We start from the raw sequence: 11,835 nt of genomic DNA on the forward strand, positions 1-11,835 counted from the left end.
TAGCGTAGGAAGAAGCATAGGAAAAGTGGTAGTTTAGACCAATATGAAATTACTTAAGGACACTCGAAAAAGTAATACGCATCAAGTAGTGATAAATGGTTTAAATATTAAACAACAAACTGAGCAATTTGCTTCTAAAAAGGTTATCTGATTTTAGATTAAAATTACCATAAAAGTCTGAGCATTCCCCCTAAACTTGAGCGTATTGACACTTGCAAATAAGGTACTAATTATAAGAACGCATCTTCTTTAATCAACTCGTATATTTCATTGCCAACTTTATGGTGAGGTTCTGCAGTTGGATGGAAATAATCAAAAAAGAAGTAATCCTTTAGTGTTTCTCTACTACACCCAGGATTATAGTGAGCGTCAAGTTCTCCTTTAAATATCAACTTTAAGAGTATTTTTATATTTTCTTTCCATTCCCCGACTTGGTCTGCAACGTCCGAGATACACGCATCTTGATAATTTAAACCTTTGCTCTTGTATTCCCTAAGCATATTTTTCATTATAGAGTTAAGGTCAAATGCTTTTATTTCAAGGTCTGTACTTTTCTTCATATCATCTAAGCCATTAGCTAATTTTATATTGAAACTCTCTGTGAGCTTTGTAGCTAGTTCCTTTGCTTTTTCATTTTTATTAAAAGCTGGTATTAAGCCAATATCGGGTGCGTTTGCAACAATTACATACTTAACACCATGTTCATTTAGAACCTTAAGTGCATTACATATTTCACTAACTGCTTGCTCCAGTACTTCTTCCCCTTTAGTATCGTCATAAGCGGTGGCAACCATAATATCATTTCCACCGATCATGATGAAGAATAAATCTTCTTTACCTATGTCTGGATGATGTCTAATTGCCGCATCTAATTGGTTAGCTAAACGAAATTTATTGAAGAAGTAGGGATAAATGAAGTCAGAAATTTCAGACGCTGTTGAATATGAAACTGCATAATTTTGACCTTGCTGTTCGTGGCATCTACCAAGAAATGAATAGCTCCACCCAGGTTTAAATTCTTTTAAATCTAAACATTTTGCCACATATTCAACAGCGGTAGGGCCATCGCTAAAAGATCTTCCTTGATAAAAAGGGTCATCAAATTTCACGCTTTTTGCAAAGGATAAATTATTTAAAATTTCAACAATTGCACCATTATCAGATAAACTGTCACCTAGAACATAAAAATTTTTATATTTTGAATTAAAATTGTTATTTTCGTCTGCCATGATATTTACTATAGATTAACTATCTGTTTTTTTACGTGAAATATATAAAAATAAAGTAAATAAGGATATTTAGTAAGCTATTTATGTTATTTTATATAATAATACGTTAGCATATGTTGTTATTTCTTCCAAGAACTGATTTCTTCTTAATTTTACTTTCTTGAAAATTTGCCCTTCACTTGATGCACATGATTACCATATTTTTTTAGTTAGCTTTTCCGATGAATATTCACTTCTTTATATGGGGTGTTTCTAACAATTTTGTAATAATAAAAAATATTCTTTGCTGAACGCTTTAAATGCGATACTTTTATCCATTAGTTAAAAATTTTAAATGTTACTACCCTTTCTATTAATCTTATCTTTGATTGCCAAGTTCATTGAAATTGATATTTCCGTACCTAGCTTTCCTGATATGGTGCGCTATTTTAACGTATCAGAAGGCACAATTCAATTAACTATTGCTTATAATTTTCTAGGCTTGTGCATGGGAGGGTTGTTTCTTGGTCCATTGTCTGAATGCTATGGCAGAAGGAGAATAATGATTATAGGTAGCACTTTGCTATTAATCGGTGCTGTTGGTTGTGTTTTTGCACCGTCGGTTTTTTGGCTTTTAACCTCTCGCTTTTTTCAGGGCATTGGTGTCAGCACCTCTGTAGTTGTGTTTGCCATAATAGCAGATAGTTATCAGGGCAACAAAGCAGTAAAGTTTATAGGTATTATGAACGCAACTTTAACTGTAGTCATGGCAATTGCACCTGTTTTAGGAAGCTTTATTAACGAAGCCGTAGGGTGGCGTGGTAATTATGCAACTGTTGCAGTAATTTGTTTAATCTCTTGGATTTTACTAGTTTTGGCATTACCAGAGACCAAGAAAGACCGCGCGGTTTTTAGTTTAAAAAAAATGATGCAAAATTACAGAAAATTATTATCTAGCTCAAAATTCGTTGCATTGTCTTTAATACCAAGTCTCTTTTCTTCTGCATATATGTCATTCATTACTTGTGGACCATTTTTATACATGGAAACTTTTGGATTGCCAAGCAAAGTTTATGCACTACATCAAGGTTTGATTGTAGGTTCCTTTTCTCTAACAAGCTTATTTTCTGGTAAAATCTTACAAAAATTTGGAGCAATATGGTGTGTAATTAATGGTACAATTGTTATCGTTATTGGCTCTCTACTACTTACGACATTAAGTGTATTGACACCTTATTCTCCTTACTCGGTAACGCTATCTATGATGATTTTTTCTACTGGTGCTGCAATTTGCCAGGCAGTAATTTTCAATGCATCATTAAATGTGTTTCCTGAAATTAAAGGTACAGCTTCTTCTGCAGTTTCCTGTATAAGATCCTTTATAATGGCAATTTTTATCGGCTTAACAAGCTACGTTTACAATGGTCAAGCAATCAGTGTATCTCTTCTTGTTCTATCTGCAGTAGCGCTAGAACTTATTTTTACTGCCTATTTATTGCTTTTAAGGTCTGGAGAAGATCTATAATTATCGGTATATAGATCTTCTGATTTCTAGTTATTGTTATAATTCGCGTTGGCGTTTTGCTGCTGGCTCTGTATGCGTTTCTTCCACAAAAGTGCGTTCTGGAATTAGATCTATGGAATCTAACCCACATTCAACAACCATCCCCTTTACTGTGAGAGAGTTTAGAAAGACAGTGCCTGTAACCTCCGAAAATTCATCCGAATCAGCTGAATAAAAATCCTCTAAAATGCCTGGATCAAACTCCGAAAATTCATCCAAATCATCTCTCTTTCTTTTTTGTGCTAAAGATTTGTTATCTAAACTGCCTGTATTGGAATTTTCAATTCTTAGCCTCCTTTCATTATTTGGATAGAAAAGCCTTAGAATAAACCTAGCTTTAGCTGCTTGTTTTGGTTCTAAATGTTTTTTGTAATCTTCTTTTTGCTGAGAATTCAATTGATTAAATCGAGTTCTAAATAAAGAAATAGATCGATCAGCAATGAAATCGAGTGTATTGAATGCAAAATCCTTATCCTTTTCAAGCAATTGATTAAAGATGCTAATCGCTTCTCGTTTTTCCATTGAACTCAGTATGCAGCGCATAGCTTTAATACGACGCTTCTCTATCGTTGTGTCAAGGTAGCACTCTTTCTAATCTGGGGTGAGCTTATAAAATACTTCTCTAAATTTATCCGATCGGTGATTAGAAGCTGATTTGTTCAATTTTTGAATTACTTCATTGCTTATACCATTAGTACTATTATGCATTTCTTTACCACAACTATTAGTTAGTTTATAAATACTATATTAGTATTTATAAAAAAATCAATAGAAACATTAAAAAAATAGATTAGTCTTAGCATTAAGTATTAGAGGGTTTGAGATCTCTGTGAAAAGAACTACAAGCAGAGTACTTGTATAAGCCTGTTTTGATTAAAAAAGCAATTATAGATTTGGAGCGAGCTCTCAATTCTCTTTATTTTACTGATACTGTAAAGGTATTTTAATTCGAAGAGTAACATTAACTCTCTCCCGCTAACCTTTCTGCTTCATTACGTGAAATTAATACCTCAATAAATTCATCTAGTTCGCCTTCTTTTATAATCTGCTCTAATCGATGTGAAGTTAGATTAATTCTGTGGTCTGTCATTCTTGATTGTGGAAAGTTATAAGTTCTTATACGTTCAGAGCGATCTCCAGAGCCAATCTGACTTTTTCTCATTGTTGATCTTTCTATTTCTTTTTTTTGTCTTTCAATTTCGTATAGCCTTGCTCTCAATACTTTAAGCGCTTTAGCTTTATTTTTGTGCTGCGATTTTTCATCTTGCTGTATTACAACTATCCCTGTTGGCAAGTGGGTAACCCTTACTGCACTATCAGTTGTATTCACCGACTGCCCACCAGGACCGCTAGACCTGTAAACATCTATTCGTAAATCCTTTTCTTCTATTTTAAAGTCAACCTCTTCTACTTCAGGTAATATCGCAACAGTAGCTGCAGAAGTGTGCAGCCTTCCTGATGATTCAGTTTCTGGCACTCTCTGTACCCTGTGTACTCCTGATTCAAATTTTAGCCTTGCAAAAACTTCTGTTCCATTAATAAGTGCAGAAGCTTCCTTATAGCCACCTATACCTGTGTTAGAAATACTTATTGGCTCAAACTTCCAGTTTTTTCTTTCTGCATATTTTTGGTACATACGGAATAACATCGCTGCAAATAATGCTGCTTCTTCTCCTCCTGTACCTGCTCTAATTTCTAATATTACATTTCTTGAATCATCTTCATCTTTAGGCAATAGTGCTAATTTTAATTTAGCTTTTACCTGTGGCAATAATATCTTTTGCTTTTCGAAAAATTCTTCTTTTGCTAACTCTTTTATATCATATTCACTATTTTCATCTTTTATTATTTCCTCTAAGTCTGAAATTTCCTCTTTCAGCATGTTGTATTCATCAATTATCTTGATAATTGGTCTGAGTTCAGAGTATTCTTTTGAGAGGTTGATAAATTCTTTTTGGCTTAAATTGGTAGGATTTTCTAATTTCCTCTCTGTATCATTAAATTTTTTCTTTAGATCTTGTAAATTGTTCTCTATATCCATACAGCTCAGTTTTAACTTTTTAAGTAAGTCTTGAAAAATAAAAAATTTTTTACATCAAGCAATAACATTATAATATACCTACTACCTTGGATATTTCTACATAATATAATGGCAAAACAGATAACATCAAACTGCAATTTTATATTTGGAGCTTCGGACATAAAATCATTACCAGATGAATCAGTTCCAGAGATTGCATTTGCTGGCAGATCAAATGTAGGGAAATCCAGTCTGATTAACTTACTGATAAACAGCAAGAAAGCTGCCAGAGTTTCTTCTAAACCTGGATGCACTAGACAAATAAATTTTTATTCTATGTACAATGATAAGTTCAGACTTGTTGACCTACCAGGGTATGGCTATTCTCATGCAGGCAAAGAACAAATTATACAATATTTAGGTCTAATTGAATATTATTTAATTCAAAGAAGAAGTTTAAGAAGAGTGTTTGTGCTGATAGATAGCAAAGTAGGACTAAAAGAAATAGACAAAGACTTTATTTATTGGTTAACATGTAATAATATTAACTTTGATGTTGTGCTAACGAAAATAGATAAAGTAAGTCAAAAGAATCTCAATACCATTATAGAAAGTGCTCAAGAATGGATTAATAATAAAAGTGTGTTAATTCATCAAATAAGCACTCGTGTCAAATGTAAAATAGCCAAGGTAAGAGATGAGTTTTTCAAGTTTACAAGATAAAAAAATGAAGAGCAGTGAATTTTTAAAGGGTGAGGTACCATTTAAACAAAAAGCAGAAATATTGCTTGAAGTGCTGTCTAATATACCAAACTTTGTAGGCGAAACTTTCGTCATCAAGTGCGGCGGCGTAACGATTTCAGACGAGATACTGTTCAATACTTTTGTGCATAATGTTGTCTTATTGAAACAGCTTGGTATAAATCCGGTTATAGTCCATGACGGAGAGTATGAAATTGATTCTGTACTAAAAACCTTGGGTATGGATAGTAAGTTTGTAAATGATGTCAGACTTACAGACAAAGATACTATGAAAATCATTGAAATGGCTTTATGTGGTTCAGTTAATAAAAAAATTGTTCAGCATATAAATTCTACTGGTGGTTCAGCTATTGGATTATGTGGAAAAGATGGCAACCTAATCAAAGCCGAGAAAATAAGCACTACGCTTAGGGAAAGTGGATCAAACAATATCGAAAAAATATTAGACATGGGATTTATTGGCATGCCAACTGAAATCAATCCTGATATATTATTTTTTATTGAGGAATCAGATTTTATACCAGTTATTGCACCTATCGGTCAGGGGAGAAATGGAGAAACATATCACATTGATGCCGATAGTACTGCAAGTGCAGTAGCAATTGCAGTTTCTGCGTCTAAAATGATAACCTTCAGCGATATAGGTGAAGAAATAGATAAAATTAGTGGCAGGAGAATATCTGTTAAAAATTTAAATGCGTTGATTAATTGTGGTAAAATTAAGGGAGAAAGGCTTATTGAAAAGCTTATAGCGTGCACTAAAATGGTGGAAGAATGTGCTGGAGTCGCTCATATAGTTGATGGTAGAATACCTAATATTATAATTGATTTATTTACTGAGAATAACTCAAGTATATCAATTGTGAATGATTTGTAGCTATAATAGACCTCTTGCATAACCTAAAAAAAGGCAAAAGAAACCCTAGTCACTTTCTATTTCAGTATTGGCGTTTTTTAAGCCTTAAACGCTGCAATTTAGCTGCTTTTAAGTACAACTAACCTTAGCTAAAATATTTAAGAAACTTACCAAGCAGAAAAAAAGGCAAAGAAAACCCGTGGTAGCTAGTTATTACACTCTCTATTTTAAAATTTGACGTTGGGTGATGTCTTGAACGCTTTATAAGCGCGTTTCAGCTTATGTAGGTAAAAACCTAGAAATTTTATAAAGACATACGATGCACATAGTGCAAAAAATTAAACAATAGTACGCCAAATACAAGTTTTCTTGTCATTTTAATCCGCTGCAGAGATTGCGAAGTTAAATAAAATAGCTTCAGTACTATGATAAGAGGACTGGTGGAGTTTGTCAAGGAGTTTTTCGTTTAATCCGTTTCTATGGGTAAGAAAACGCGTTGATCCAGATGAATTCCTAATTCTTATTAGTGAGCACGCTAACTATGAAACAGTCTATATTGCCGTCAAAAACAGAATTTATATTGCCCACTTCATGTCCGGTTCTTAAATCTTTCACCATTTGATATGGGTGCACAACGTACGATCTGATTTGATTACCCCAGCCTATATCGCATTTCTTACCATATTCTTCAGCCATTTTTTGTTCTTTTTTTTCCAGTTCAATTTGGTATAAACGTCCTTTAAGTAGTTTAAGTGCCTCATCTTTATTTCGGTGTTGAGAACGACCATTTTGGCATTGCACTACAACACCTGTTGGAATATGCGTAATGCGCACTGCACTCTCAGTTTTGTTGACATGCTGACCACCTGCTCCAGAAGCGCGGTAAGTGTCAATCTTTAAATCCTTCTCATCCACAGTAATATCAATCGAATCTTCTATCACTGGAGTGACTCCCACACTTGCAAAACTGGTATGGCGTTTACCATTTGCATCAAATGGCGATATTCTCACCAGCCTGTGAATTCCACTCTCGCTTTTTGCCCATCCATAAGCTTTTTCTCCAATGATTTTTATCGTTGCAGACTTTATACCAACCGCATCTCCTTCTAATTTTTCTACAATTTCAACTTTAAAGTTGTGGTAAATTTCCGCCCACCTTACGTACATGCGCATAAGCATTTCAGCCCAATCATTGCTCTCGGTTCCGCCAGCCCCTGAGTGGATCTCCAAGAAGCAGTCATTATTATCTGCTTCACCAGTAAATAAGGACTCTGTTTCTTTATGCTTGATTAATTTCTCTAGCTTTACTAGTTCGTTTCCAACTTCAGAGAAAAATTCTTCATCATTTTCGTCAATAGCGGATTTCATTAAGCTGATAGCATCATTGTAATCGCTTTCCAGCTTTGAAAACGACTCTACATCGTGCTTAATTTTAGAACGTTCCTTTAAAATTTCTTGTGCTTTTTGGTTGTCCTGCCATAGATTATCATCTGCAGCCTGAGATTCCAGCTCTTCAAGGCGCAACTTTAATTTTTCTACGTCAAAGACACCTCCTGATAACAGAAATACTTTTATCTAAGCTCTGAAAGTGCTCAAGGGTTTCTAAATAAGTTTTCATTATGCTTTGGATTTTAATATATTCACTATCAGTAGCAATAACAGTACACAAAATAGAAATTTAACCATATAGTAGTTAATTTAAAACAATCTTATTATACTCTAATGTTTTAAGGAATCAAGTACGTACGTTTATTCAGAAACAAGGTAAAATAATGAATATTGAAACAAATTCCCATTATGGTTTAGATAAAAAGGCTATGGATGACTTAATGGAGTCACTCGATAATCAGGAACTAGAAAATATTCATAATATTGTAAAAACAATAGATAGCGTTCAGCTAGCCTATTTTTTATCCACCTCAATCAGTGATCACAGGGAGAAATTAGCTAGTATCCTCGATCAACATTTGTTAAGTGATGCTCTAGTGCATGTAGTGCCAGATTTGCAAGTAGAAATCATAGAAACATTGGGAATAGAAAATACGGCAAAGTTACTGATGCTACTTGATGTAGAAGATATAGTAACCATAGTGAAAGATCTGGATAGAAAGTCTGTAGAAAACATACTTAGCTACTTGCCTGAAGCAACTCAAAAGTCAGTAGAGGAGCTGTTATCATATCCAGAGGAAAGTGCGGGAAGGTTGATACATAAAGATATGGTTATAGCCCCATATTATTGGACAATAAACCAATTAACAGAGTTTTTGCGCAACTACAAAAAAATACCAGAAAAATTTCATCAGATCTTCATTATTAACTCAAAATTAGAACCTATAGGTAGTGTTAATTTAAATAAGGTAATATCTCACTCAGGAGAAACAATAATAAAAGAGATAATGAGTCAGGATATAAAAATCATTAAAACTGGAGTAGACCAAGAGGAAGTGGCAAGAATATTTAAAGATTACTCTCTATTATCAGCTCCAGTAGTGAATAAGCGCGGTAAGATCATTGGTGTGATTTTAATTGAAGATGTAATAAAAGTTGTTCAACAAGAAACAGAAGAGGATGTACTCAAAATAAGCGGCGTGTCGTCTAAAGCCGATATAAATGCCCCTATACATAAAACTATAATCCAAAGGCTACCTTGGTTATTATTTAATCTCTTAGCTGCAACAATGTGTTCTATAGTAGTTGGCTTTTTCGATGATGTAATAAAAAGTTTTATAGTACTTCCAATAGTTATGCCTATAATTGCATCAATGAGTGGAAACGCAGGATCCCAAACAGTAACGCTAACCATTAGAGCAATTGCAACAAAATATTTAACTGAGCAAAATGCGAACAGAATACTGATGAAAGAATTTTTAATAGGTCTGATAAACGGGGTAATTTTATCTACTATTTCATTAGTAGTATTAGCAATAAGGTTTCACGACTTCAAAGTAGAGATCATTTTTGTGATCTCCATGATAATGATGTCGATCATTGCAACGTTTATTGGAACTTTCATTCCTATACTCCTTCATCGTTTAAAATCCGACCCTGCCGTTTCTTCTTCAATCCTAACATCAGCAACAACTGATATTCTTTCAGCTTTTATATTTCTTGGTTTAGCTACGACCTTCTTATTAAATAGCTGATAGAAAAAATCATGCTATAGGAACCCTGGTCCAGTTTCTGTATTTCTTTCTATATCTAATCTTCTAAAAATGCTATCAATAGACCTCTTGCATAACAAACTTTTGGCAGCGCGTTGGAAGAAATTTCTTGACAAACTCCGCCAGTCCCCTTACTATGGTACTGAAGGTATTCAGTTATCTTCATCTGTGCAGATTAAACGAAGGAGTATAACGTAGTTGGCGTCTTATTTTTAATTTTTTGCACTATGTGCACCGTATGTCTTCACAACATTTCTAGGTTTTCAAGCTGAAACGCGCTTATAAAGCGTTTAAGACAGTATAGTACGCCAATTTGCAGGATTAGAGAGTAAGCACTATCTAACACGGGATTTCTTTTGCCTTTTTTCTGCTTAGTAAATTTCTTAGCATTTAAGCTAAGGGTCTGTTGCAGTTTAAAAGTCGCTAAATTGCAGCGTTTAAGACTTAAAAAACGCCAATACAGAAAATAGACAGTGACTAGGGCTTCTTTTGCCTTTTTTTCTATTTAGTAAATTTCTTAAGATTAGCAAAAGAGATATCATCCCAGTCTTGGATCCAGAAAACTTAACTTTAAATGAGTACACCAAGTGGCTGAACAATGAAAACTGGATTCCAGCGTCACGCGCTGGAATGACAACGAAGGGCAGTGTCTGGGCACTGCCCTATCGTGGACTCAAATCACAATGTTCGTACAGTCTCAGCATGATACCATTTGTTGTGTGAATTACCTTCAAAAGTATACGCTTTAACCACATTCACTTAAATCATGAACAAAATCAACTTTTTAGAATTCATCGAACTATGCTTTCAAACGGTGATACCGGGGTATAAGTATAACAATTATCAGTATATAAAAGTCATAGCAGACAGGCTAGAAGCGGCAAGTGCCGGTGAAGTGAGGCGAATAATATTCAATATGCCTCCGCGCTCAATGAAATCCCTGTGCGCTAGTGTTGCGTGGCCCGCATGGATATTGGGAAATCAGCCAAATGCGAGAATAATAGTTGTAAGTTACTCTCGGCTGCTCAGTGAAAAGCACTCGCTTGATACGAGGTGCGTAATGCAGTCTAGTTGGTATAGAGGGCTATTTCCAGAGATCCAAAGACCAGAACACTAAATATAAATTTCAAACAGTGCAGAGAGGATACAGAATTGCAACATCAGTTGGAGACAGGCGAAGGTGATCATCGTCCCGCTCAAGCTTTGAGTAGAAAGCGTGCTACAAACTGGTTTGACCAGACTCTAGTAACCAGGCTCAATGATAGAAAAAAGGAGCTTGTGATGCACAGGCTGCATCAGGAAGATTTAACTGAGCATCTTCTCTCCAAACCAAAAAATATATGGCATCATATTTGTTTGCCAATAATAGCTGAAAATAAGGAGATTGTTTATTCAATCAAAAAGCCAGCGCATCCTGTTTCTGTCATCCAAGTAACTGCAACCAGGCAGTTGTATAATACAACAGCATCATGCGCTGCACCTGCAATGATATTATACTCAAGAGAAGAAGGTCAGTTGTTATATCCCCTCTATGGAGGAAAAGAAGAAGTTGAGACGATAAAAGTTGAACTTGGAAGTTACGCTTTTGCTGCGCAATATCAACAAAATCCTCTGCCGCTTTCAAGTGAAACGAGAGTGGCTGAAGCGCTATAGAAATTTTCCTGATAATCTCTCATGTGTAACACAAAGTTGGGATACTGCGGTTTCAACAAGCGACATGAGCAACTTTAGCGTCTGCACTACCTGGGCAAAATAAATTCTATTTACTTGACGTATATCGCGCAAAGCTTGAGTATCCAAAGCTTAAAGAGCAACCTAGCTGCAAGATGGGCACCACACGCAATTTTGATCGAAGCCAAAACAAGTGGTCAGCAATTGGTGCAAGAGCTGAAGGCAAACAGTCATTTGCCCATTATCGAAATAATGCCACATAGCTCACTCGATTTCATCAGATTGCTCCAATTATAGAGTCTGGTAGGGTTGTTTTGCCGCACCAAGCAGTATGGCTAAATGATTTTGAGTATGAAATTTTAATGTTCCCAGAAATACGCCACGACGACCAAGTGGACAGCATGGTACAATATTTGCAGTGGATGAGAAACAGTACCTACAGGGTTGCAGCTATACGAACATTGTGATCTTGGCCTATAGCTAACACCGCCGCGGCGCTAACGAGTAACGGTTGTCGGTAAACCTAAGTCACTTTAGCTATAGAATAAAAAAACGCCGATATTTTGACACAAAAGTAAATACCACGGGGCTTC

General features: G+C 35.1%; 9 protein-coding genes and 1 pseudogene. 6 read left to right on the forward strand and 4 right to left on the reverse strand.

The features are described 5' to 3' along the window. Window positions 1–230 precede the first annotated feature (230 nt). The gene (locus ACICP6_RS03615) at window positions 231–1,229 is read right to left on the reverse strand and encodes an SGNH/GDSL hydrolase family protein (protein ID WP_395462646.1); all 999 of its coding nucleotides are present in this window, start codon (window positions 1,227–1,229) and stop codon (window positions 231–233) included. Between the two features lie 334 nt (window positions 1,230–1,563). Here ACICP6_RS03615 and ACICP6_RS03620 point away from each other — a divergent pair, with 334 nt between their 5' ends. After that, entirely contained in the window at window positions 1,564–2,733 is a 1,170-nt protein-coding gene (locus tag ACICP6_RS03620) for a multidrug effflux MFS transporter (RefSeq protein ID WP_395462647.1), read from the forward strand. Between the two features lie 36 nt (window positions 2,734–2,769). On the opposite strand, the gene ACICP6_RS03625 is transcribed toward ACICP6_RS03620, so the two are convergent. Together ACICP6_RS03625 and prfA are read right to left on the reverse strand one after the other, a co-directional pair. Further along, window positions 2,770–3,294 (reverse strand): hypothetical protein, encoded by a 525-nt coding sequence (locus ACICP6_RS03625; RefSeq protein ID WP_395462648.1) that lies wholly within the window; start codon window positions 3,292–3,294, stop codon window positions 2,770–2,772. Between the two features lie 439 nt (window positions 3,295–3,733). Next, window positions 3,734–4,813, reverse strand: a complete 1,080-nt coding sequence (gene prfA / locus ACICP6_RS03630; protein WP_395462649.1) for a peptide chain release factor 1 — start codon at window positions 4,811–4,813, stop codon at window positions 3,734–3,736. A 105-nt stretch (window positions 4,814–4,918) separates the two neighbouring features. Here prfA and yihA point away from each other — a divergent pair, with 105 nt between their 5' ends. Together yihA and argB are read left to right on the forward strand one after the other, a co-directional pair. After that, window positions 4,919–5,515, forward strand: coding sequence for a ribosome biogenesis GTP-binding protein YihA/YsxC (yihA, locus tag ACICP6_RS03635; RefSeq protein WP_395463661.1), 597 nt, complete (start codon window positions 4,919–4,921; stop codon window positions 5,513–5,515). Window positions 5,516–5,519: 4 nt separating this feature from the next. After that, window positions 5,520–6,431 (forward strand): acetylglutamate kinase, encoded by a 912-nt coding sequence (gene argB, locus ACICP6_RS03640; protein WP_395462650.1) that lies wholly within the window; start codon window positions 5,520–5,522, stop codon window positions 6,429–6,431. A 492-nt stretch (window positions 6,432–6,923) separates the two neighbouring features. Here argB and prfB read toward each other — a convergent pair. Beyond that, window positions 6,924–8,028 (reverse strand): peptide chain release factor 2 gene (gene prfB, locus ACICP6_RS03645; protein ID WP_395462651.1). Its coding sequence is split into 2 segments (ribosomal slippage): window positions 6,924–7,952 and window positions 7,954–8,028, totalling 1,104 coding nucleotides; the frame shifts between segments, so codons are not numbered across the junction. Window positions 8,029–8,182: 154 nt separating this feature from the next. Here prfB and mgtE point away from each other — a divergent pair. The 3 genes and pseudogenes from mgtE (at window position 8,183) to terL (ending at window position 11,709) form a co-directional block, all read left to right on the forward strand. After that, entirely contained in the window at window positions 8,183–9,553 is a 1,371-nt protein-coding gene (gene mgtE, locus ACICP6_RS03650) for a magnesium transporter (protein ID WP_395462652.1), read from the forward strand. A gap of 507 nt (window positions 9,554–10,060) precedes the next feature. Beyond that, window positions 10,061–10,294, forward strand: coding sequence for a WPE palindromic element domain-containing protein (locus tag ACICP6_RS03655; RefSeq protein ID WP_395462653.1), 234 nt, complete (start codon window positions 10,061–10,063; stop codon window positions 10,292–10,294). Window positions 10,295–10,337: 43 nt separating this feature from the next. After that, window positions 10,338–11,709: pseudogene (terL, locus tag ACICP6_RS03660) on the forward strand (phage terminase large subunit). The last annotated feature ends 126 nt before the right edge of the window (window positions 11,710–11,835 follow it).

This window comes from Wolbachia endosymbiont of Cantharis cryptica, assembly GCF_964277405.1.
Lineage (GTDB): Bacteria > Pseudomonadota > Alphaproteobacteria > Rickettsiales > Anaplasmataceae > Wolbachia.

Bases quoted from the DNA above. Each gene is read 5' to 3' on its own strand.
- ACICP6_RS03615 (WP_395462646.1), bottom strand. From the start codon at position 1,229: ATGGCAGACGAAAATAACAATTTTAATTCAAAATATAAAAATTTTTAT.
- argB (WP_395462650.1), top strand. From the start codon at position 5,520: ATGAAGAGCAGTGAATTTTTAAAGGGTGAGGTACCATTTAAACAAAAA.
- ACICP6_RS03625 (WP_395462648.1), bottom strand. From the start codon at position 3,294: ATGGAAAAACGAGAAGCGATTAGCATCTTTAATCAATTGCTTGAAAAG.
- prfA (WP_395462649.1), bottom strand. From the start codon at position 4,813: ATGGATATAGAGAACAATTTACAAGATCTAAAGAAAAAATTTAATGAT.
- mgtE (WP_395462652.1), top strand. From the start codon at position 8,183: ATGAATATTGAAACAAATTCCCATTATGGTTTAGATAAAAAGGCTATG.
- ACICP6_RS03620 (WP_395462647.1), top strand. From the start codon at position 1,564: ATGTTACTACCCTTTCTATTAATCTTATCTTTGATTGCCAAGTTCATT.